This is a genomic window from Streptomyces noursei (assembly GCF_001646665.1).
Classification (GTDB): domain Bacteria; phylum Actinomycetota; class Actinomycetes; order Streptomycetales; family Streptomycetaceae; genus Streptomyces; species Streptomyces lavendulocolor.
Window position 1 is genome coordinate 59,928 of the sequence record NZ_LWBU01000062.1, and the last position, 21,791, is coordinate 81,718.

The following is a 21,791-nucleotide window of genomic DNA, read 5'->3' on the forward strand; positions in this document are numbered from 1 at the left end:
CTGCTCCCGCTCCTGAAGCTCCTTTCCCGCCAAGGAGAGTGCGTCATCAACGCGTCCAGTCCGTCATCGCCGCCGGCTGCTCCCGCCGTGGAACTGCGCGGCATCACCAAGCGCTTCCCCGGCGTCGTCGCCAACCACGACATCGACATCACCATCCGCAAGGGCACCGTGCACGCCCTGGTCGGTGAGAACGGTGCCGGAAAGTCGACCCTGATGAAGATCCTCTACGGCATGCAGAAGCCGGACGAGGGCACCATCACGATCGATGGCAAGCAGGTCTCCTTCTCCAGCCCCGCCGACGCCATCGCCACCGGCATCGGCATGGTGCACCAGCACTTCATGCTGGCCGACAATCTCACCGTCCTCGAGAACGTGGTCCTCGGCGGCGAGAAGCTGTACGGCATCGGCGCCAGGGCCCGCAAGAAGATCATGGAGATCTCGGACGCGTACGGGCTGAACGTCCGCCCGGACGCCCTGGTCGAGCAGCTCGGTGTCGCCGACCGCCAGCGCGTGGAGATCCTCAAGGTCCTCTACCGCGGCGCCCGCACCCTGATCCTCGACGAGCCGACCGCCGTGCTCGTCCCGCAGGAGGTCGACGCACTCTTCGCCAACCTGCGCGAGCTCAAGGCCGAGGGCCTCACGGTCATCTTCATCTCGCACAAGCTGGGCGAGGTCCTCGCGGTCGCCGACGACATCACCGTCATCCGCCGCGGCACCACGGTCGGTACCGCCGACCCCCGGACCACCACCACCAAGCAGCTCGCCGAACTGATGGTCGGCACCGAGCTGCCGTCGCCGGAGACGCGGGAGTCGACGGTGACGGACGTCCCGATGCTCTCCGTCCAGGGCCTGCGGCTGACCGCCACCGACCCCGACGGCGTCGTCCGCGAGGTCCTCGACGGCATCGACTTCACCATCCACAAGGGTGAGGTCGTCGGCATCGCCGGTGTCGAGGGCAACGGCCAGACGGAGCTGATCGAGGCCCTCATGGGCCTGCGCACCCCGGACGGCGGTGTGATCAGCCTCGACGGGGCCGACATCTCGCACGCCCCGACCCGCAAGCGCCGCGAGGGCGGCATCGGCTACATCCCCGAGGACCGCCACCGCCACGGCCTGCTGCTGGAGTCCCCGCTCTGGGAGAACCGCATCCTCGGCCACGTCACCGAGGCGCCCAACAGCAAGCGCGGCATCCTCGACCCCAAGGCCGCCCGCAAGGACACCGAGCGGATCGTGCGCGAGTACGACGTGCGCACCCCCGGCATCGACGTCACCGCCGCCTCCCTCTCCGGCGGCAACCAGCAGAAGCTGATCGTCGGCCGCGAGATGAGCCACAACCCCAAGTTCCTGATCGCCGCCCACCCCACCCGCGGTGTGGACGTCGGCGCGCAGGCGCAGATCTGGGACCAGATCCGCGAGGCCCGCCGCGAGGGCCTGGCGGTGCTGCTGATCTCCGCCGACCTGGACGAGCTCATCGGGCTCTCCGACACCCTGCGGGTGATGTACCGCGGCCGGCTGGTCGCGGACGCGGACCCCGCCACGATCACCCCGGAGGAGCTGGGCTCGGCCATGACCGGCGCTGCCACCGGCCACCTTGAGCACAACGAGAACGGTGAGGGCCGATGAGGAAATTCGACAAGGACCGGCTGCTCCTGGGGCTCGCCGGCCCGGCGCTCGCCCTGGTCGTGGCCTTCCTGCTCACGTCCGTGGTGCTGCTCCTCTCGGACCGCAATCCGTTCGAGCCGTACCGGATCATGGTGGAGAACGCCGAGTTCACCGACGTCCAGGTCCTCATCCTCAACCAGACCGGCACGTACTACCTCGCCGCGCTGGCGGTCGCCATCGGCTTCCGGATGAACCTGTTCAACATCGGTGTGGACGGGCAGTACCGCCTCGCGGCGATGCTCGCCGCGGTCGTCGGCGCCTCCGTCGAGCTGCCCGGACCGCTGCACGTCCTGCTGATCGTGTTCGTCGCCATGTTCGTCGGCGCCTTCTGGGCCGGTATCGCGGGCATCCTCAAGACCACCCGCGGCGTCAGCGAGGTCGTTTCGACGATCATGCTCAACGCCATCGCGACCAGCCTCATCGCCTGGATGATCCTGCCCGCCAACCTCGGTGTGCAGGCGGAGGGCTCCAACGACCTCACCACCGGTGAGATCGCCGAGTCCGGCTGGATCCCGGGCCTGGACGTCGACGGCGGCACCATCTACGGCTTCACCTTCGTGGCCTTCGCGCTCGGCATCGTCTACTGGTTCGTCCTCAACCGCACCCGCTTCGGCTTCGACCTGCGCGCCACCGGCGCCAGCGACTCGGCCGCCCAGGCGAGCGGCGTCGACGCCAAGAAGATGGTCCTCACCGCCATGCTGATCTCCGGCGCCGTCGCCGGTCTGACCGGCCTGCCGCTGCTTCTCGGCCAGACCCACACGTACAGCTTCAGCTTCCCGGCGGGCATCGGCTTCACCGGCATCACCATCGCCCTGCTCGGCCGCAACAGCCCCATCGGCATCTTCTTCGCCGCGCTGCTGGTCGCCTTCCTCGACAAGGCCTCCGCCTCGCTGGACCAGTACGGCTACGAGAAGGAAATCGCCACGATCATGCAGGGTCTGATCGTGATCTCGGTGGTCGTCTCCTACGAGCTCGTCCGCCAGTACGGGCTGCGCCGGCAGCAGCAGAAGGTCGGCGAAGAACTTGCCGCCCAGGCCAAGAAGAAGGAGGCCGTGTCCTCATGAGTGAGTCCACGAGCACGGTTTCGGCCGCGGCGACCGCGCCGAAGAAGGGCGGCGGACGCCGCAAGCTGTCCCTGCCGGTCATCCTGCTGATCATCGCGGGCGGACTGCTTCTGTTCTCGCTGGTCCGGGTGATCAGCGGCGCCAACGACCTCACCTCGGTGGGCCAGGTCGCGGGCGCCCTCCAGCTGGCCGTACCGATCGGTCTGGCCGGTCTCGGCGGTCTGTGGTCCGAGCGGGCCGGCGTGGTCAACATCGGCCTCGAGGGCATGATGATCCTCGGCACCTTCTTCGGTGCCTGGGCCGGCTACCAGTGGGGCCCGTGGACCGGCGTCGTGCTGGGCATCGTGGGCGGTGCGCTCGGCGGCCTGCTGCACGCGGTCATCACGGTCACCTTCAACGTCAACCACATCGTCTCCGGTGTGGCGATCACGATCCTGGCCACCGGCCTCACCCGCTACCTGGCCAACTTCACCTTCGCCGAGGCCGAGGGCGGCTCCTCCAAGCAGTCCCCGCGCATCGACGCGATCGACCGGATCACCATCCCCGGTCTGTCGGACTGGCTGGCCGACCTCCAGGCCAAGCACTGGTTCTTCATCTCCGACCTCGCCGGCCTCCTCGGCGGCCTGGTCACCGGCCTGTCGCTGCTGACCGTCCTCGCGCTGCTGCTGATCCCCGGCACCTGGTGGATCCTGTGGCGGACCTCGTTCGGCCTGCGCCTGCGGTCCTGCGGCGAGAACCCGATCGCCGCCGAGTCCCTCGGCGTCAACGTCTACAAGTACAAGTACATCGCGGTGATCGTCTCCGGCGCCCTCGCGGGCCTCGGCGGCGCCTTCCTGGCCATCGTCTCCACCGGCATCTACCAGGAGGGCCAGACCGGCGGCCGCGGTTACATCGGCCTCGCCGCGATGATCTTCGGCAACTGGATGCCGGGCGGCATGGCCCTCGGCGCCGGGCTCTTCGGCTTCACCGACAGCCTCAAGCTGCGCGGCGGTGCCGAGAACGTCCACGCGATGCTGCTGCTGCTGGCGATCCTGCTGGTGGCGATGATGATCTGGCAGCTCTACAAGAAGAAGTACGTGAGCGCGGCCGTCGCCACGGTCGTCGCGGCGGGCCTCTTCGTCTGGTACGCCTTCACCGAGGCGCTGCCCAGCCAGTTCGTGGACGCCGCGCCCTACGTCACCACGCTGCTGGTGCTGGCGCTGTCCGCGCAGCGGCTCAGGATGCCCAAGGCGGACGGCATGCCGTACAAGAAGGGCCAGGGCAAGTGACACCCGACGCCTGGGAGTCGCTCCGCGAGGCCGCCCGGGAGGCCATGGCCCGGGCGTACGCGCCCTACTCCGGCTATCCGGTGGGCGCGGCGGCACTCGTCGACGACGGGCGCACGGTCACCGGGTGCAACGTGGAGAACGCCTCCTACGGCATCGGGCTGTGCGCCGAGTGCGGGCTGGTCTCCCAGCTCCAGGCCACGGGCGGCGGCCGGCTGACGCACTTCGTGTGCGTCGACGGCCGCGGCCGGGTCCTGGTGCCCTGCGGCCGCTGCCGCCAGCTGCTGTACGAGTTCGGCGGCGACGAGCTGCTGCTCGACACCCCCGCGGGCGTGCTGACGCTCGCCGAGATGCTGCCGCAGGCCTTCGGACCGCAGCACCTCCGCTGAGACGGGACGACCCCTCCGCGCTGTCCGCGGCGGGGTCGTCCTTCTCCCTCCCTCACCTCTATGCGCGTAGAGTCGCGCGCAGAGGACTGTCCCACCCCGCTGGAAGGAACCCTTCAGACCATGGACGCGATTTCCGTCATCCGCACCAAGCGGGACCGGGGCGAGCTGAGCCCCGAGCAGATCGACTGGGTCATCGACGCCTACACCCGCGGTGAGGTGGCCGACGAGCAGATGTCGGCGCTGGCGATGGCGATCCTGCTGAACGGCATGAACCGTACGGAGATCGCGCGCTGGACCGCCGCGATGATCGCCAGCGGTGAGCGGATGGACTTCTCGTCCCTGTCCCGCCCCACCGCCGACAAGCACTCCACCGGCGGCGTCGGCGACAAGATCACCCTGCCGCTCGCCCCGCTGGTCGCCGCGTGCGGCGCCGCCGTGCCGCAGCTGTCGGGCCGGGGCCTCGGCCACACCGGCGGCACGCTCGACAAGCTGGAGTCCATCCCCGGCTGGCGCGCCCTCCTCTCCAACGAGGAGATGCTGAACGTCCTCGACACCACCGGCGCGGTCATCTGCGCGGCCGGCGACGGCCTCGCCCCCGCCGACAAGAAGCTGTACGCGCTGCGCGACGTCACCGGCACGGTCGAGGCGATCCCGCTGATCGCGTCCTCGATCATGTCGAAGAAGATCGCCGAGGGCACCGGCTCGCTGGTCCTGGACGTCAAGGTCGGCTCCGGCGCGTTCATGAAGAACATCGCCGACGCCCGCGAGCTGGCGTCCACCATGGTGGGCCTCGGTACCGACCACGGAGTGAAGACGGTCGCCCTCCTCACCGACATGTCGACCCCGCTCGGCCTGACCGCGGGCAACGCCCTGGAGGTCCGCGAGTCCGTCGAGGTCCTCGCCGGCGGCGGCCCCGCGGACGTCGTGGAGCTCACCGTCGCGCTCGCCCGCGAGATGCTCGACGCGGCCGGGATCAAGGACGCCGACCCGGCGAAGGCCCTCGCCGACGGCTCCGCGATGGACGTCTGGCGCCGCATGATCGCCGCGCAGGGCGGCGACCCGGACGCCACCCTCCCGGTCGCCCGCGAGCAGCACGTCGTCACCGCCCCCTCCTCGGGCGTCCTCACCCGGCTCGACGCGTACGGCGTCGGCGTCGCCGCCTGGCGCCTCGGCGCGGGCCGCGCCCGCAAGGAGGACCCGGTGCAGGCGGGCGCGGGCGTCGAGCTCCACGCCAAGCCGGGCGACACGGTCACGGCGGGCCAGCCCCTGCTGACCCTCCACACGGACACCCCGGAGAAGTTCGACTACGCCCTGAAGTCCCTGGCCGGCGCCTACGACATCGCCGCCGAGGGCACGGCGTACGAGCCGACCCCGGTCGTGCTGGAACGCATCGCCTGACACTCGTACGGACGAACGGGACCGATGGACCTCCGTCGGTCCCGTTCGGCATGCTGGGATCGGTGACGCACCGACAGAGGAGACCGCCATGAGCGCACTCACCGTCGACCACTCTGCCAGTGGCCACGAGTGGGACGATGTCGTCCGGATCTGGGAGGAGACGGACGCACCCGAGGGCTGCAAGGTGGAGATCATCGAGGGGATCGTCACCGTGTCACCTGGCCCTGCCAACCACCACAACAGCATCGCCGACATGGTTCAACGGCAGTTGTACACAGCAATTCCGGATGACTGGGGGATCTACCAGACCCTCTCCGTCGCCATCCCCTCCCGCATGGGCATGTTCATCCCGGACCTCGTCGTGGCCCCGAGGGCGGCTCTGGACGAACCCGGCCACGCCATCCCCGCCGCAGCCGCGGAGCTGGCCGTCGAGATCACCTCGAAGTCGAACGCCAACCACGACCGGGTGGAGAAGCTGCACGGGTACGCGACCGGGGGCGTGCCGCTCTACCTGCTGCTCGACAGCTGGCACACGGGCCGCCCTACGGCGACGCTGTACGGGGAGCCCAGGAATGCCCTCTATCGTGTGCTCGACACGGTGAAGTACGGCGAGGGCATCCACCTCCCGGCACCCTTCGACGTCACCCTCGACACCAGCGCCTTCCCCGTCGGCTGATCCGCCCGCGGCCACGGCGGCCATCGATGAGTTCCGCCCCCGGCGCGGGTCCTTCTCCCTGTGGACACCACGGATCCGAAAGTCTTCCGCGTCGTCGGCGTGATCGAGCCCGCCGACGTCCCCCGCCTCTGCGAGGAACTGACCGCCCTGCTCGGCGGACGCGACGGCCCCGACGTCATCTGCGACGTCGGCGGCGTCACCCGGCCGGACCTCGCCACCGTCGAGGCGCTGGCCCGGCTGCGCCTGACCGTTCAGCGGCTGGGCCGCCGGATGACCGTGCGCAACGCGCAGCCCGCCCTCCGGGCGCTGCTGGAGCTCGTCGGGCTCGACGGCCTCCTCACGCCTCCAGCCGCTCCGGGAGATCGAACAGCGGGAACCAGCGCTTGACGTCCAGGAACGACGTGATGCCCGAGACCTTCCCGTCCACGATCTCGACGACCATGAGCGCCCACGGGCTGAAGCCGCCCTCCGGGTCCGGGTGGTAGTGCGCGAACGCCGGCGTCCCGTTGGCCACCACCGGCACCAGCCGCGAGCCCCGGCACACCTCGCCGACGCCCAGCATCCAGCCGACGATGTCGTCGTGGCCCCGGAGCCACAGGTCGTAGGGCGGCATGGACAGCGTGGCGTCCTCGTGGAGCAGCGCGGTGAGGGCCGCCATGTCGTACCCCTCGAAGGCCGCCACGTACCGGTCGAGGAGCTTCTTCTGCTCCTCGTCGAGCGGGTCGGCCGTGTCCGTCCTCGCCGGCCCGGACTCCGCGAGCGTCGCCCGCGCCCGCTGCAGCGCGCTGTTGACCGACGCGACGGAGGTGCCCAGCAGCTCCGCGACCTCGGCGGCCTTCCAGGCGAGGACCTCGCGCAGGATGAGCACCGCGCGCTGCTTGGGCGGCAGGTGCTGGAGCGCGGCCACGAACGCCAGCCGCACGGTCTCCTTGGCCACCGCCGTCTCCGCCGGGTCGGCCGCCGACGGCAGCACCCGCCCGTCCGGCACCGGCTCCAGCCAGGTGACCTCCGGACGGGAGGTGAGCTGCGCCTGCGCCACCGGCGTGGCCGCGGTCAGGTCCATCGGCCGCGCCCGCCGGTTGCCCGCGTTCAGCGCGTCCAGGCACACGTTCGTCGCGATGCGGTACAGCCAGGACCGCACCGAGGACCGGCCCTCGAACTTCCCGAAGCTCCGCCACGCCCGGACCATGGTGTCCTGGACGGCGTCCTCCGCCTCGAAGGCCGACCCCAGCATGCGGTAGCAGTACCCGGTCAGCTCGGTCCGGTACTGCTCCAGGCTCGCCACGTCGCCCGTCACGTCCGCCATCGCGTCCACCCCTGTCGCGCTTCCCTTGCCTCACGACGGAAGCTACAGGAGGGGACTGACAACGCGGCTCAGGTTCCGGGCTTGCGCCCGTACACGAACACGTCGTCGCCGTTCTTCAGCATCTTCCAGTACGCCTTGGCGTCGCCGTCGCGCATGTTCACGCAGCCGCGCGAGCCGGGCGGGTTGTACATGGACTTGCCGACGGAGTGGAACGCCTGCCCGCCGTCGAAGAACTGCGCGTACGGCATCCGCACCTTGTACAGCGTCGACCAGTGGTCGATGCTGCGGTGGTAGATCTTCCGCGCGCCTGTGCGGGTCTCGTCGCCGTCCCGCCCGGTGCGGACCGGCACCGGCCCGTACGCCAGCTTGGCGCCGTCCTGGATCCAGCTCAGCTGCCGGGTCAGGTCCACGCACGCGATGCGCCCCTTGTTCGTGGGGCACTTCCCCGCGGCGTTCGGCGTCTTCCCGGCCGCCCGCTGCTGGAGGATCGTGTTCATCGTCCGCCAGGTGACCTCACCCGCGTACCCGATGGACGGGGTGATCCCGTGCCAGCGCTGGAACGTCTGGGTCGCCTTGCAGTCGGCCGGTGACTGCTTCCCGTCCACCGGCCGGCCCATGAACTTCTCGACCTGCCTCTGGTACGGCCCGGTCGACGTCGTGCAGGACGCCGCCTGCGCCGGCGACGCGCCCAGCGCCACCGTCAGCGGTACGACCAGTCCCGTGAGCCCGAGTGCCACCCCGGCCCTTTTCCGTGTCCCACCCACGTACACCACTCCCCCTGGAGCCCCTCGCGGTAGTTATGCCCTTAGGACGCTCGGGGAGGCGGCGCGGTTGTACGTCTCGCGGGATTTACGGTTCTCCACGCGCGCGGCGTGCGTCCCGTACAGGGTCAGCGACACCACACCGAGGACGGCGACCAGCCCCAGCAGGACCGTGCCGGCCCAGCCGCCGGCGTGGTAGGCGACCGCGCCGAGCGTGCCGCCCGCGCTGCTGCCCAGGTAGTACGCCGACTGGTACAGCGCCGACGCCTGCGCCCGGCCCGTCGTCGCCGTACGGCTCACCGACGACGAGGCGACCGCGTGCCCGGCGAAGAACCCGGCCGTGATCAGCACCAGGCCGGCCAGCACCGCCGCCAGGCCGTCCGCCAGCGACAGCAGCAGGCCCGCGGCCGTCGTGGTCACCGCCAGGTACAGCGCCCCGCGCCGCCCCATGCGGCCCACCAGCCGCCCGGCCGCGGCCGACGAGGCCGTACCGACCAGGTAGACCAGGAAGACCGAGCCGACCACGCCCTGCGGAAGGGAGAACGGCGCCTCGACCAGCCGGTAGCCGATCACCGTGTAGACGGCGCCGAACACCGTCATGAACAGCGCGCCGATGGCGTAGAGCCGCATCAGCAGCGGGTCGGACAGGTGCGTGCGGACCGTCCTCGCCAGCGCCCGCGGGTCGAGCGGTCCGGGGGAGAAGTGCCGGGCCCTCGGGACCATCAGCCGGAACACCACCGCGCACACCACGGCCATCAGCCCCACCGCGGCGAGCGCGGCACGCCAGCCCCACGCCTGGGCGACCCAGCCGGTGACGATCCGGCCGCTCATGCCGCCGATGCTGTTGCCGGCCACGAACAGGCCGATCGCCGCGACCAGGGCCCGGGGCCGCACCTCCTCCGCGAGGTACGCCATCGCCGACGCGGGCACCCCCGCGAGCGCGGCGCCCTGCACCGCGCGCAGCGCCACCAGCCACTCCAGGCTCGGCGCGAACGGCACGAGCAGGCCCAGCGCGACGGCGACCGCGAGGGAGCCGGTCATCAGGGTGCGGCGGCCGAACCGCTCGGACAGGGCGCTCAGCGGCAGCACGCACAGCGCGAGCGCGCCGGTGGCCGCCGACACGGTCCAGCTGGCGGCCGAGGCGCTCACGCCGAAGTCGGCGGAGACGGCCGGGAGCAGGGCCTGGGTCGAGTACAGGAGGGCGAAGGTGGCGACCCCCGCGGCGAAGAGCGCGAAGCTCATCCGGCGGTAGCCGGGGCGGCCGGGGGAAAGGCGGATGTCGGCGACCGCGTCCGTGGCGGCCGCCTTGGTACTGGCGGAAGGCATGTCTCGACCGTAGGCACAGGCGTTTCATGCGTCCAATGCATGGAACCGCTTTAATCGTTCCCATGGCGCATAACCACAGCTCACGGGAGTGGCTGTCACCGAACAGTAACGAAGAAGACATCGGGCTGCTGCTCGCCCCGCGGCTCGCCTACTTCGCGGCGGTCGCCCGCCACGAGCACGTGACCCGCGCCGCGCACGACCTCGGGGTGCCGCAGTCGACGCTGTCGCGGGCCATGGTCCGCCTCGAACGGGACCTCGGCGTCTCCCTGTTCGCCCGCAAGGGCCGCACGCTCTCGCTCACCCCGGCCGGGCGCACGTTCCTGGCCTCCGCCGAGCGGGCGCTGGGCGAGGTGGAGCGCGCCACCGACGCGGTACGGGCCGACGCCGACCCCTCGGCGGGGCGCGTCGCCTTCGGGTTCCTGCACACCATGGGCTCGGAGACCGTGCCGGGGCTGATCCGCGCCTTCCGGGCGGACCACCCCAAGGTCCGCTTCACGCTCGTGCAGAACTACGGCGAGGCCATGATCGAGCGGCTGCGCGCCGGCGACCTGGACCTGTGCCTGACCTCCCCGGTGCCGGACGCCCCCGACCTGGTCGCCCGCCGCCTCGACGAGCAGCGGCTGCGGCTCGTCGTCCCGGACGACCACCGGCTGGCGGGGCGCAAGCGCGTGCGCCTCGCGGAGGCCGCCGACGAAACGTTCGTCACCCTGGAGCCCGGCTACGGGCTGCGCCGCATCACCGACGCGCTGTGCGCCGAGGCGGGCTTCGCGCCCCGGATCGCCTTCGAGGGCGAGGAGGCCGAGACGCTGCGCGGCCTGGTCGCCGCGGGCCTCGGGGTCGCGCTGCTCCCGCCCCCCGCCGTCGCCCGGCCCGGCGTGGTGGAGCTGACGGTCACGGCACCGCGCGCCGCCCGCGAGATCGGCGTCGCCTGGCTGGACGGGCACCCCGACACCCCGCCGGTGGCGGCCTTCAAACGGTTCCTGCTCTCGCGCCGGGGCCGGCTGCTGAACGAGCCCGAGTAGGAGCAGGCCGCCGCCTACCGCCGCAGCGCCTTGCCGAAGCCGGAGGCCAGCGGCATCCGCAGGCCCAGCGGCGGGGGCGCGGCGAACGCGTCGGCGACCGGGCGGGAGAAGGGGTGGCCGAACAGCGCGCCCAGCACGAAGTCGGCGGCGAGCGCCGTGACTTCGGCGTGGTGCTCGCGGAGCGTGTGGCCGTCCGAGTGGACCTCGAACCGGCAGGTGTCCCGGTTGGCCTTCTTCGCGCGTTCCGCCAGCCGGTAGGACAGCTCCGGGTCCGTGCGCGCGTCGTTGGTGCCGTGGGCGATCAGTACGTGGCGCCCGGCGAGCTGTTTCACCGGTTCGGGTGCCGCCGCCACGTCGTCCTCCGGCAGCCAGGGGGCGAGCGCCAGCACCGCGTTGACGGCGGTGTGGCCCGCCGCTCGCAGCGCCGCCCGGCCGCCCATGCCCCGCCCGGCGAGGCAGACGGGGACGTCGCCGTACCGGCGGACGACCTCCGAGACCGCCCACCGCGCGTCCGCCGCGAGCCGTGCGTCCGTACCGTTCCAGCCACGCCCCCGGTACCGCAGCACGTGCGCCACCAGCCCCTCCGCCCGCCCCGCCCGGGCCAGCGGGCGCGCCAGGGCCAGGGCCGCGGCGTGGGCGAGGGGCGACGGGCCGCGCCCCGACTCCGGCTCCCCGTCCGGCAGGAGCAGCACCACGCCGCCCACCGCCGTGACGGCCGATCCCACCGGCCGGCCCAGCCTGGGCGCCCGCGCGCCTGCCGTACCTACGAGTGCGTGGTGTGCCATGGCAGAACAGTCTCAGAAGTCGACGTGTACGCGATCCGTACGCGCGGTCACTGTTACGTATCGACGCGCCCTCTACGCGCGTAGGGGCTAGAGTTCGCAAATGACGAGCCAGACACCCCAGATCCCCACCGCGGACCAGATCCGCCGAGCCCCCAAGGTGCTGCTCCACGACCACCTCGACGGCGGTCTGCGTCCCGGCACCATCATCGACCTCGCCGACGCCACCGGTTACACCGCGCTGCCCGAGCGGGAGCCGGACAAGCTGGGCCTGTGGTTCCGCGAGGCCGCCGACTCCGGTTCGCTGGAGCGCTACCTGGAGACCTTCGCGCACACCTGCGCCGTCATGCAGACCCGCGAGGCCCTCGTCCGCGTGGCCGCCGAGTGCGCCGAGGACCTCGCCGAGGACGGGGTGCTGTACGCCGAGGTGCGGTACGCGCCCGAGCAGCACCTGGAGAAGGGCCTCACCCTCGAAGAGGTCGTCGAGGCCGTCAACGAGGGGTTCCGGCTCGGTGAGCGGCGCGCCCGGGAGAACGGCCACCGGATCCGGGTGGGCGCCCTGCTCACCGCCATGCGGCACGCCGCCCGGGCGCTGGAGATCGCCGAACTCGCCAACCGCTACCGCGACCTGGGCGTCGTCGGCTTCGACATCGCGGGCGCGGAGGCCGGGTTCCCGCCCACCCGCCACCTCGACGCCTTCGAGTACCTCAAGCGGGAGAACAACCACTTCACCATCCACGCGGGCGAGGCCTTCGGCCTGCCGTCCATCTGGCAGGCGCTCCAGTGGTGCGGCGCCGACCGCCTCGGCCACGGTGTGCGCATCATCGACGACATCCAGGTCGCCGAGGACGGCACGGTCGTGCTCGGCCGGCTCGCCGCGTACGTGCGCGACAAGCGCATCCCGCTGGAGCTGTGCCCCACCTCCAACCTCCAGACCGGCGCCGCCGCCTCGTACGCCGAGCACCCCATCGGCCTGCTGCGCCGCCTGCACTTCCGGGCCACGGTCAACACCGACAACCGCCTGATGTCGGGCACGAGCATGAGCCGTGAATTCGAGCTGTTGACCGAGACGTTCGGTTACACGCTCGACGACATGCAGTGGTTCACCGTCAATGCGATGAAATCAGCATTCATTCCTTTCGATGAACGGTTGGCGATGATCAATGACGTGATCAAGCCCGGGTACGCCGAGCTGAAGTCCGAATGGCTGTTCCGGCAGACCGCCGCGACCAGCGACTCCACGCCGAAGACGCCCTGACGCCGACCCCTCGTGAACGGCCGGGGAATTCCATGACCTGGCCGTTTCGGGTGTTTGCGGGGCTTGCGGAACGATGACTAAGTTGCAGAGCCGCTCATCTTTCCCCGAGTTCCCCCAAGGACGAAATTCGATGAAGCAGTCCGCCGCCAAGACCCTCGGTGTCGCCGCTCTGGGCGCCGCGTTCGCCGCCACCGCCGCCGGCACCGCCTCCGCGGCCACCTCGACGCCCACGAGCGCCGCGCTGGGCGCCGCCACCGCCACCGCGGTGCCGGTCCTCCAGTCGGCCGTGGAGCAGGCTCCGAACAACGCCACCGAGCTGGTCGCCACCGGTCAGGAGCTGACCGGCGCCGCCACCAAGAACGCGTCCCTCCAGGGCCTGCCCATCGACCCGGCCGCCGCCACCGGCCTCCTCGGCGGCCTGCCCATCGGCGGCGCCCTCCCGGTCGCCGGCCTCGGGGCCTGAGGCGCCGGCGGCAGCCGCGCACACGCGCGAAGGGGCGCCCACCGGTGAGGTGGGCGCCCCTTCCGCGTCTCGCGGGCCGGCTACCAGGCCGGCTTGGCGGCGTCCTCGGACGGCAGCAGCATCCACAGCGCCACGTACAGCAGGAACTGCGGTCCGGGCAGCAGGCACGACGCCACGAAGATCACGCGCATCGTCGTGGCGGAGGTACCGAAGCGCCGCGCCAGCGCTGCGCACACTCCGCCGATCATCTTTCCGTCACGGGGGCGGACAAGTGCGGCCATGGTGGGCTCCTTCGCGGGAGGGAGTCGGTTCGTCCGACGCACTCCAGTCTCGCCCGGAACCCCTGGACAAAACGTCGGACTACGGGGCGATACCGACCCTGGGAATCCTCGGGGTGGCACCCTGAGAGACGTCGTCCCGCAGCATCCCCAGCCCTCGGCCCCGGCTCCCGCCCCCGGCCGGCCGCGGTCCCCGCCCCGTGCCCGGACCCTGCTTCCTGCGCCGCAGCCGCCCGCGCCAGGCGGGCACCACCGCGAGGTGCGCCAGCGCCACGCCCACGGTGTTCAGCAGCACCGCGTCCACGTCCACGACCCGGCCCGGCACCACCGTCTGCGCCAGCTCGATGCCCAGCGACACCAGCGCGCCCGCCATGACCGTACGGAACAGCGACGCCCACGGGGACACCGCCAGCCGGCCACCCGCCATGGGCAGCAGCACCCCGAGCGGAGCCAGCAGGAGCAGGCCCTCACCGATCCGTCTCGCCGCCTCCAGCGGCCCCAGCGCCAGATCGGCCCTGATGCCGGCCAGCGGCTGAAGATTGGCCGCCGTCACCCACATCACGTCCCGCGGACGGAGCGTCAGCCACGCCACGAGCACCAGATGGGCGAGAAGGAGGATGAGCCCCGCCGCGCGGAGGCGGATGACGGCGCTGCCGTCCGAACCATGACGCTGCACGCCCCCCAAGACGCGCCGACCGGGACGATCGGTTCCGCCCGCCGCCCCACCGCTCGGCGAGAGGCCCCCGGCCGGCCCCGCCGCCCGGTCAGGACGCCGGACGCGTCGGCACCGCCGAGTCCGGGCGCTCCCGCAACTGCTCGGTGCAGGCGTAGCGCCGCACCGGATAGGGGCCGGGCCCGCCGAGCAGGACCGTCCCGCCGTCGGCCGTGGTGCCGTTCTCCGCGTACGTGCACACGATCTGCGACAGCGCCGCCGCGGGCAGGTCCTCCGGCTGGCGGCTCAGCCGCAGCGCCCCCTCCGGATCACCGTCCCGGCCCGCCGACACGGCCAGCGGCCCCTGCACGGAGGTGGTGAACCCCGCCTCGCGCTCCGTCTCCGTCGGCTCCGCGACCAGCCGGATCAGCAGCGCCCGCGCCACCGCCAGACGACCGTCCGCCGGGTTCTTGTCCGCCGTCTGCGGCACCGTGCGGTCCACCGCCTCCAGCCCGGACGCGCACACCAGGTAGACCCGCACCGGCACCGGCTGCTGCTGCGCCCGCGTCGCGATGCCCGGCCCGGAGGCCGAGCCCGACACGCTGCACGGCAGCCGCGACGGCGCCGCACCCGCGTCGACCGGCACGGACGTCGTACGGATCCCGCACCCGGAGGCCACGGCGGCGACCACGGCGATCCCCGCGAGCGCGACCAGGCCCCGTCCCTCACGCACGCCCATCACCCTCCTGCCGCTCCGCCCGCTCCGGGTCCGTCCGCGACGCGTCGCGCGGCAGCCGCAGCACGAACACCGCCCCGTCACCGTCCGGCGAGTTCGCCGCCGTGATGCCACCGCCGTGGATCAGGGCGTTCTCCATCGCGATCGACAGCCCCAGACCCGAGCCCTCGGACCGCGGCCGCGACGCGCTCGCCTTGTAGAACCGGTCGAAGACGTGCGGCAGCACGTCCTCGGGGATGCCCGGCCCGTGGTCGCGCACCTCGATGAACAGGTCGTCCCCCGCCGTGCGCACCGCGACCCGCACCGGCGACCCGCCGTGCTTGAGCGCGTTGCCGATCAGGTTCGCCAGGATCACGTCGAGACGGCGCGGATCGAGCCGCGCCATCAGCCCGCGCTCGGCGTCCAGCTCGACCGCGTCCAGCCAAGCACGCGCGTCGATGCAGGCGGTCACCTGGTCGGCGACGTCGACGTCGTCCAGCACGAGCCGCGCCGTACCCGCGTCGAAACGGGTCACCTCCATCAAGTTCTCCACCAGGGTGTTCAGCCGCCGCGTCTCGCTGACCACCAGCTTGACGGCCGGGGCGATCATCGGGTCGAGGCCGTCCTCCTCCTCCTCGAGCACCTCCGTCACGGCGGTCAGCGCGGTCAGCGGCGTCCGCAGCTCGTGCGACATGTCCGCGACGAACCGCCGGCTCGACTCCTCCCGCGCGCTCATGTCCGCGACCCGCTTCTGCAGGCTCTCCGCCGCGCTGTTGAACGTCCGTGACAGATCGGCCAGTTCGTCCGTGCCCGACACCCGCAGCCGGGTGTCCAGCTCGCCCTCGCCCAGCCGCCGCGCCGCCTCCCCGAGCCGGTGCACCGGCTTCAGCACGGTCGTCGCCGCGGCCTGCGCCAGGAGCGCCGACACGACCAGCGCCAGCGCGGACGCGATCCCCAGCGACCACGCCAGCGAGTTCAGGTCCTGCCGCTCCGGGTCCAGCGACTTGAACATGTAGCCGGTCGGCCCGCCGCCCACGATCCGCGTCCCGCCCACCAGGTACGGCGTGCCGTCCCGCGTCGTGCGCTGCCAGTAGAGGTGGTACGGGTACTCGTTGCCGTCCGCCACCTCCTGCCGCTCGTTCACCGCCGTACGCAGCTCCTGCGGCACGTCGTCCATGGTGAACCGGTCCGGGTCGGACACCCCGACTATCGGCTTGCCCTTCGCCCGCTCGCCCAGCAGCACCACGCCGTAGCCGACACCGCCGGACGACATCTCCTCGGCGGTCCGCCGCAGCTCCTCCTCCGTCGGCCGCAGCGGCAGCGTCGCGGCACGCCGCTGCATCTCCTGGCGGAAGTCGTTCAGCGCCGAGTCCTGCGTACGCTGCAGCACCGCCTCGCGGTTGAGCCAGTACGCGATCCCCGACGCGGACGCCGCGGCGGTCAGCGCGACGAGGGCGAAGACGACGACGAGGCGCAGCCGCAGACTCGTCCTCCTCACGCAGGCACGTCCAGCCGGTAGCCCACGCCGCGGACCGTGCGGATCAGGGTCGGGGAGGACGGCACGTCCTCCACCTTCGCCCGCAGCCGCTGGACGCACGCGTCCACCAGGCGCGAGTCGCCCAGGTAGTCGTGCTCCCACACCAGGCGCAGCAACTGCTGACGGGACAGCGCCTGACCGGGACGGCGCGACAGCTCCAGCAGCAGCCGCAGCTCCGTCGGCGTGAGCTGGAGGTCCTCGCCGTTCTTCGTGACGGTCATCGCCGACCGGTCGATCACCAGCGACCCGAACGTCGCCGAGTCCGTCGACTCGCGCTCCCCGCGCCGCAGCACCGCGCGGATCCGCGCGTCCAGCACCCGGCCCTGCACCGGCTTGACGACGTAGTCGTCCGCACCGGACTCCAGACCCACCACAACATCGATGTCATCGCTGCGCGCGGTCAGCAGGATGATCGGCAGCTGGTCGGTGCGCCGGATGCGGCGGCACACCTCGAACCCGTCGATGCCGGGCAGCATCACGTCCAGCACGATCAGGTCCGGCCGCTGCTCCCGCAGCAGTTTCAGGCCGTCCTCGCCCGTCGCCGCGGTGGCCACTTTGTGGCCCTGGCGGGAGAGCGAGAGTTCGAGGGCCGTGCGGATGGAATCGTCGTCCTCGATCAGCAACAGGAAAGGCACGGCGTCATTCTGTCCCATGGGGGCCGGACAGATCGACCGCCGGGGCCTGTGACAGGTCTGTGACAGTCGGCGGACACCGCTATGAAGTGCCCCGGGCAAGCTCATTGGCACACGGACCGGAACGGACTCCAACCGACGGGGGGCGCGAGATGAACGCACTGCACAGCACCACCTCAAGCGCAGTTGTCACGCGTCTCCACGACGTCACGCGGAGCACCGAGAAGTCCGGCGGGGTGAACTCGCGGGGGTGCGTTCGCAACGCCGGGCGTCAGCACAAGGCGCCCTACATGGTCGCCGTGCCTGACGGGGGAGCGGCGTACGGGGAGGAATCGGGGGAGCGGACGAACCTCACGGAGGCGGAATTCACCGCCTACGTGCGGGAGCGCCGCGCCTCCCTGTACGCCACCGCCTACCACCTCACCGGTGACCGGTTCGAGGCCGAGGACCTGCTGCAGAGCGCGCTGTTCTCGACGTACCGCGCCTGGGAGCGCATCAGCGACAAGGCGGCGGTCGGCGGCTACCTGCGCCGCACCATGACGAACCTGCACATCAGCGCCTGGCGGCGGCGGAAGATCGACGAGTACCCGACCGAGGAACTCCCCGAGTCCGCCGGCGACACCGACGCGATGCGCGGCACCGAACTGCGCGCCGTGCTCTGGCAGGCGCTCGCCCGGCTGCCCGAACTGCAGCGCACCATGCTGGTGCTGCGCTACTACGAGGGCCGTACGGATCCGGAGATCGCGGAGATCCTGGACATCAGCGTCGGCACGGTGAAGTCGAGCATCTGGCGCTCCCTGCGCCGGCTGCGCGAGGACGAGGTCCTCAGCTTCGGCCGTGACGAAGAGGAGTCCTTCGGCCAGCTCGTGGCCTGAGGGCCGGGGGGCGGTCGCGGTCTCGGGGGAGACGGCGGCCGTGCACGGGGGGAACGGGGAAACGGGGGACAGCGGGGGGAACGGGGTACGGGGGGCAAGGCGGGGCCGGACAGAACGGGGGGTTCTGTCCGGCCCTTCGTCGTGTCCGGCCGGCGCCCGGCGCCCTGCCGGGGCTACGCCGGTTCCGGGGCCCGGGTCGCCGCGGGCGCCGGGGCCGCCAGGGCCGTCGGGGCGCGGTGCCGGCCGGCCGCCGCCGCGGCGAGGCGCCCCAGGGCCTCCGCCTTGTCGCAGGGGTGGGCGCCCAGGGCGGTCTGCCGGGTGACGATCGACCGCTCGGCGCGCATCAGGCGCCAGCCGCGCCGCAGCAGGACGGGCACCGACTTGCGGCCCTCGCGCAGGTCGCGCAGGAGCCGGCGGCGGAACGTGGTGGAGGGGCGGCCGCGCAGGCACAGCGCGTCCGCGAGGACGTCGAGCTCCTGGCACCGCGCCACGATGTCCGCCGCGAAGATGCCCTCGGCCACGAAGAGCGGGGTGCGCTCGATGTCGAGGACCTCCCGGTCGACACGGGAGCTGGAGGCGATGTCGTACACCGGCACGGTGGTGCGTCCGGTGGCGCACAGCTCCACGATGGCGGCGACGGCGGCGTCGGCGTCCCAGGACAGCGGCGAGTCCCAGTCGACGTCCGTGCTTCCGGGGACGCGCGGGAGCGTCGGGTCGTCGGCCTCCTTGTAGAAGTCGTCGAGGCGCAGCACGGGCAGACCGGTGCGGGCCGCGAGGGAGGACTTGCCGGAGCCGGAGGGGCCCGCGAGCAGCACGACGCGGGTCGGGATCGGTAGGGAACTCACGGGACACCAGTCTGAACCATTGACCCGGTAGGGGGACCCCGTCCTGGACCCGTTGGTATCCAGCATCACATCTCAAATACGGTGCGTACCCGACACGTTACGCAGGTGGCAGGAGCTTCCATGACACGTCATACCTTGCTGAAGGCCGGGATCGCCGTATCGGCGCTGGGCGCCGCCCTCGGTGTCACCGGGGGCGCGGCGCACGCGGTGGTGCAGCCGCCGCAGCTGCCGCAGCTGCCGAAGACGGACCCCCAGGCGGCCCTGCAGGGCACGATGGGCGCCGTGCCGCACGTGACGGGAGTGGCCAAGAACCTGAAGGTCAACCCGCTGGCGCAGACGGGCGTGGACCCCCTCAACAACGGTGTGGGCACGCAGGTCAGCGACTTCAAGCCGGTGGACACGACCACGGCGACCGGTTCCCTGACCAGCCTCCCGGGCCTGCCGGTCGCGGGGCCCGTGCTGGGCGGGATCATCCCGGGCTGACCCGGCCGGACGGACGAGAACGGCTCCGCCTCCCCCGGACGGAGAGGAGGCGGAGCCGTTCGGCCGTGAAGGGATCAGTACGACGATCCCGAGGCGCCCAGGGAGCCGGTGGGGTGCCAGACCGTCTTGGTCTCCAGGAACGCGGTGAGCCGGTGCGTGCCCGGGTCGGCGGTGAAGTCCTCCCCGTCCGCGCCCCGCGGGCGCAGCACGCGCTTGAGGTTGTCCGCGGCGGCGATCTCCAGCTCACGCGCGAGCGAGGCGTCCGCGCCGGTCAGGTCGATGGCGTTGACGTCCTGGTGCGCGGCGAGCGGGGCGGCGATCTCGGCCGCCTTGCCGGACAGGACGTTCACGACACCGCCCGGCAGGTCGGAGGTGGCCAGCACCTCGCCCAGGGACAGCGCCGGGAGCGGGGCCGTCTCGGAGGCGACGACGACCGCCGTGTTGCCGGTGGCGATCACCGGGGCGACGACGGACACCAGGCCCAGGAACGACGACTCGCGCGGCGCGACGATCGCGACGACGCCCGTCGGCTCGGGGGTGGACAGGTTGAAGAACGGGCCCGCGACCGGGTTCGCCCCGCCCACGACCTGGCCGATCTTGTCCGTCCAGCCCGCGTACCAGACCCAGCGGTCGACGGCGGCCTCGACGACCTCGGCCGCCCTGGACTTGGACAGCCCCTCCGCGTGCGCCACCTCGTGCACGAACTGGCTCTTGCGGCCCTCCAGCATCTCGGCGACGCGGTAGAGGACCTGGCCGCGGTTGTACGCAGTCGCCCCGGACCAGCCGCCGAACGCCTTGCGCGCGGCGACGACCGCGTCACGGGCGTCCTTGCGGGAGGAGAGCGGCGCGTTCGCCAGCCACTTGCCCTTGTGGTCCTGCACTTCGTACACCCGGCCGCTCTCGCTGCGGGGGAACTTGCCCCCGACGTACAGCTTGTAGGTCTTGAGCACGCTCAGTCGGGAAGACTCAGACATCGAGGTACGCCTCCAGGCCGTGGCGGCCGCCCTCGCGGCCGAAGCCCGACTCCTTGTAGCCGCCGAAGGGCGAGGTCGGGTCGAACTTGTTGAACGTGTTGGCCCAGACGACGCCCGCACGGAGCTTGTTCGCCACCGCGAGGATGCGGGAGCCCTTCTCCGTCCAGATGCCGGCGGACAGGCCGTACTGGCTGTTGTTGGCCTTGGCGACGGCCTCGTCCGGGGTACGGAACGTCAGCACCGACAGCACCGGGCCGAAGATCTCGTCGCGGGCGATGGTGTGGGCCTGCGTGACGTTGGTGAAGAGCGTCGGGGCGAACCAGAACCCGGAGGACGGCAGCTCGCAGGCCGGGGACCAGCGCTCGGCACCCTCGGCCTCACCGGTCTCGGCGAGCGCCTTGATGCGCGCCAGCTGCTCGGCGGAGTTGATCGCGCCGATGTCGGTGTTCTTGTCCAGCGGGTCGCCCAGGCGCAGCGTCGACAGGCGGCGCTTGAGGGCGTCCAGCAGCTCGTCCTGGATCGACTCCTGGACCAGCAGGCGGGAGCCCGCGCAGCAGACCTGGCCCTGGTTGAAGAAGATGCCGGTGACGATGCCCTCGACGGCCTGGTCGATGGGCGCGTCGTCGAAGACGATGTTGGCGCCCTTGCCGCCCAGCTCCAGGGTGACCTTCTTGGAGGTGCCCGCCACCTGGCGGGCGATGGCCTTGCCGACGGCGGTGGAGCCGGTGAAGGCCACCTTGTTCACGTCCGGGTGCTCGACCAGCGCGGCGCCGGCGTCCCCGTACCCGGGCAGGATGTTCACGACACCCTTGGGCAGGCCCGCCTGGCGGCAGATGTCCGCGAAGAACAGGGCGGACAGCGGGGTCGTCTCGGCGGGCTTGAGGACCACCGTGTTGCCGGTGGCGAGGGCCGGGGCGATCTTCCACGCCAGCATCAGCAGCGGGAAGTTCCACGGGATGACCTGGCCGGCCACGCCGAGCGGGCGCGGGTTCGCGCCGTAGCCCGCGTGGTCGAGCTTGTCCGCCCAGCCCGCGTAGTAGAAGAAGTGCGCGGCGACCAGCGGCAGGTCCGCGTCGCGGGTCTCCCGGATCGGCTTGCCGTTGTCCAGGGTCTCCAGGACCGCCAGCTCGCGGCTGCGCTCCTGGATGATCCGGGCGATCCGGAACAGGTACTTGGCGCGCTCGGCGCCGGGCAGCGCGCTCCACTTCTCGAACGCCTTGCGGGCGGCCTTCACGGCCCGGTCCACGTCCTCGGCACCGGCCTGGGCGACCTCGGAGAGCACCTCCTCGGAGGCGGGCGACACGGTCTTGAAGACCTTGCCGTCCGCGGCCTCGGTGAACTCGCCGTCGATGAACAGGCCGTAGGACGGCGCGATGTCGACGACCGAGCGGGACTCGGGGGCGGGTGCGTACTCGAACTTAGTCATCG

General features: G+C 71.9%; 24 protein-coding genes. 12 read left to right on the forward strand and 12 right to left on the reverse strand.

Features of this window, described 5'->3' with window-relative positions; genetic code table 11:
• Positions 1–87: 87 nt before the first annotated feature.
• The 7 genes from A4V12_RS06120 (at position 88) to A4V12_RS06150 (ending at position 6,841) form a co-directional block, all read left to right on the forward strand.
• Positions 88–1,623, forward strand: a complete 1,536-nt coding sequence (locus tag A4V12_RS06120; RefSeq protein WP_064068181.1) for an ABC transporter ATP-binding protein — start codon at positions 88–90, stop codon at positions 1,621–1,623.
• On the forward strand, positions 1,620–2,726 hold the full coding sequence (locus A4V12_RS06125) for an ABC transporter permease (protein ID WP_064068182.1): 1,107 nt from the start codon (positions 1,620–1,622) through the stop codon (positions 2,724–2,726). The genes A4V12_RS06120 and A4V12_RS06125 overlap by 4 nt, the downstream gene beginning before the upstream one ends.
• Positions 2,723–3,994, forward strand: a complete 1,272-nt coding sequence (locus A4V12_RS06130) for an ABC transporter permease (protein ID WP_064068183.1) — start codon at positions 2,723–2,725, stop codon at positions 3,992–3,994. Before A4V12_RS06125 ends, A4V12_RS06130 begins: the two co-directional genes overlap by 4 nt.
• The gene (locus A4V12_RS06135) at positions 3,991–4,380 is read left to right on the forward strand and encodes a cytidine deaminase (RefSeq protein ID WP_064068184.1); all 390 of its coding nucleotides are present in this window, start codon (positions 3,991–3,993) and stop codon (positions 4,378–4,380) included. The genes A4V12_RS06130 and A4V12_RS06135 overlap by 4 nt, the downstream gene beginning before the upstream one ends.
• Positions 4,381–4,500: 120 nt before the next feature.
• Positions 4,501–5,778 (forward strand): thymidine phosphorylase, encoded by a 1,278-nt coding sequence (locus A4V12_RS06140; RefSeq protein ID WP_064068185.1) that lies wholly within the window; start codon positions 4,501–4,503, stop codon positions 5,776–5,778.
• Positions 5,779–5,866: 88 nt separating this feature from the next.
• Positions 5,867–6,454: a Uma2 family endonuclease gene (locus A4V12_RS06145; protein ID WP_064068186.1), complete on the forward strand. Its 588-nt coding sequence runs from the start codon at positions 5,867–5,869 to the stop codon at positions 6,452–6,454.
• Between the two features lie 60 nt (positions 6,455–6,514).
• Positions 6,515–6,841, forward strand: coding sequence for an STAS domain-containing protein (locus tag A4V12_RS06150; RefSeq protein WP_064068187.1), 327 nt, complete (start codon positions 6,515–6,517; stop codon positions 6,839–6,841).
• Here A4V12_RS06150 and A4V12_RS06155 read toward each other — a convergent pair.
• The 3 genes from A4V12_RS06155 to A4V12_RS06165 form a co-directional block, all read right to left on the reverse strand.
• Complete coding sequence (locus tag A4V12_RS06155) at positions 6,792–7,760, reverse strand: sigma-70 family RNA polymerase sigma factor (RefSeq protein WP_064068224.1); 969 nt, start codon at positions 7,758–7,760, stop codon at positions 6,792–6,794. The two genes, A4V12_RS06150 and A4V12_RS06155, sit on opposite strands and share 50 nt — an antisense overlap.
• Before the next feature lie 68 nt (positions 7,761–7,828).
• Entirely contained in the window at positions 7,829–8,497 is a 669-nt protein-coding gene (locus tag A4V12_RS06160) for a L,D-transpeptidase family protein (protein ID WP_064068188.1), read from the reverse strand.
• Between the two features lie 60 nt (positions 8,498–8,557).
• Complete coding sequence (locus tag A4V12_RS06165) at positions 8,558–9,847, reverse strand: MFS transporter (protein ID WP_064068189.1); 1,290 nt, start codon at positions 9,845–9,847, stop codon at positions 8,558–8,560.
• 62 nt (positions 9,848–9,909) lie between these two features.
• Between A4V12_RS06165 and A4V12_RS06170 the strand changes: the two genes are divergently transcribed.
• The gene (locus tag A4V12_RS06170; protein WP_064068190.1) at positions 9,910–10,869 is read left to right on the forward strand and encodes a LysR family transcriptional regulator; all 960 of its coding nucleotides are present in this window, start codon (positions 9,910–9,912) and stop codon (positions 10,867–10,869) included.
• 14 nt (positions 10,870–10,883) lie between these two features.
• On the opposite strand, the gene A4V12_RS06175 is transcribed toward A4V12_RS06170, so the two are convergent.
• Positions 10,884–11,654, reverse strand: coding sequence for an alpha/beta hydrolase (locus A4V12_RS06175; RefSeq protein ID WP_064068191.1), 771 nt, complete (start codon positions 11,652–11,654; stop codon positions 10,884–10,886).
• 100 nt (positions 11,655–11,754) lie between these two features.
• Here A4V12_RS06175 and A4V12_RS06180 point away from each other — a divergent pair, with 100 nt between their 5' ends.
• Together A4V12_RS06180 and A4V12_RS06185 are read left to right on the forward strand one after the other, a co-directional pair.
• Complete coding sequence (locus A4V12_RS06180; RefSeq protein WP_064068192.1) at positions 11,755–12,909, forward strand: adenosine deaminase; 1,155 nt, start codon at positions 11,755–11,757, stop codon at positions 12,907–12,909.
• 130 nt (positions 12,910–13,039) lie between these two features.
• A complete protein-coding gene (locus tag A4V12_RS06185; RefSeq protein WP_064068193.1) occupies positions 13,040–13,372 on the forward strand; it encodes a hypothetical protein in 333 nt (110 codons plus the stop codon).
• Between the two features lie 80 nt (positions 13,373–13,452).
• Here the strand turns inward: A4V12_RS06185 and A4V12_RS06190 are convergent, their stop codons facing one another.
• From A4V12_RS06190 to afsQ1, 5 genes are all read right to left on the reverse strand, one after another.
• A complete protein-coding gene (locus tag A4V12_RS06190; protein ID WP_064068194.1) occupies positions 13,453–13,653 on the reverse strand; it encodes a PspC domain-containing protein in 201 nt (66 codons plus the stop codon).
• Positions 13,654–13,732: 79 nt separating this feature from the next.
• Positions 13,733–14,326 (reverse strand): VanZ family protein, encoded by a 594-nt coding sequence (locus A4V12_RS06195; RefSeq protein ID WP_064068195.1) that lies wholly within the window; start codon positions 14,324–14,326, stop codon positions 13,733–13,735.
• Positions 14,327–14,414: 88 nt separating this feature from the next.
• Entirely contained in the window at positions 14,415–15,041 is a 627-nt protein-coding gene (locus A4V12_RS06200) for a hypothetical protein (RefSeq protein WP_064068196.1), read from the reverse strand.
• Positions 15,028–16,515, reverse strand: coding sequence for a sensor histidine kinase (locus A4V12_RS06205; RefSeq protein ID WP_064068197.1), 1,488 nt, complete (start codon positions 16,513–16,515; stop codon positions 15,028–15,030). Before A4V12_RS06205 ends, A4V12_RS06200 begins: the two co-directional genes overlap by 14 nt.
• On the reverse strand, positions 16,512–17,189 hold the full coding sequence (afsQ1, locus tag A4V12_RS06210) for a two-component system response regulator AfsQ1 (protein WP_179166385.1): 678 nt from the start codon (positions 17,187–17,189) through the stop codon (positions 16,512–16,514). The genes A4V12_RS06205 and afsQ1 overlap by 4 nt, the downstream gene beginning before the upstream one ends.
• 149 nt (positions 17,190–17,338) lie before the next feature.
• Between afsQ1 and A4V12_RS06215 the strand changes: the two genes are divergently transcribed.
• Positions 17,339–18,061, forward strand: a complete 723-nt coding sequence (locus A4V12_RS06215) for a SigE family RNA polymerase sigma factor (protein WP_064068199.1) — start codon at positions 17,339–17,341, stop codon at positions 18,059–18,061.
• Positions 18,062–18,234: 173 nt separating this feature from the next.
• Here the strand turns inward: A4V12_RS06215 and A4V12_RS06220 are convergent, their stop codons facing one another.
• Positions 18,235–18,972: a uridine kinase gene (locus tag A4V12_RS06220; protein ID WP_079136841.1), complete on the reverse strand. Its 738-nt coding sequence runs from the start codon at positions 18,970–18,972 to the stop codon at positions 18,235–18,237.
• A 54-nt stretch (positions 18,973–19,026) separates the two neighbouring features.
• Here A4V12_RS06220 and A4V12_RS37375 point away from each other — a divergent pair, with 54 nt between their 5' ends.
• Positions 19,027–19,389, forward strand: a complete 363-nt coding sequence (locus A4V12_RS37375) for a hypothetical protein (protein ID WP_064068201.1) — start codon at positions 19,027–19,029, stop codon at positions 19,387–19,389.
• A 74-nt stretch (positions 19,390–19,463) separates the two neighbouring features.
• Here the strand turns inward: A4V12_RS37375 and A4V12_RS06230 are convergent, their stop codons facing one another.
• The gene (locus tag A4V12_RS06230) at positions 19,464–20,363 is read right to left on the reverse strand and encodes an aldehyde dehydrogenase family protein (RefSeq protein WP_064068202.1); all 900 of its coding nucleotides are present in this window, start codon (positions 20,361–20,363) and stop codon (positions 19,464–19,466) included.
• Positions 20,356–21,789 carry an aldehyde dehydrogenase family protein gene (locus A4V12_RS06235; RefSeq protein ID WP_064068203.1) on the reverse strand — a complete coding sequence of 478 codons (1,434 nt, stop codon included), beginning with the start codon at positions 21,787–21,789 and terminating at the stop codon, positions 20,356–20,358. The genes A4V12_RS06230 and A4V12_RS06235 overlap by 8 nt, the downstream gene beginning before the upstream one ends.
• Between the last annotated feature and the right edge of the window lie 2 nt (positions 21,790–21,791).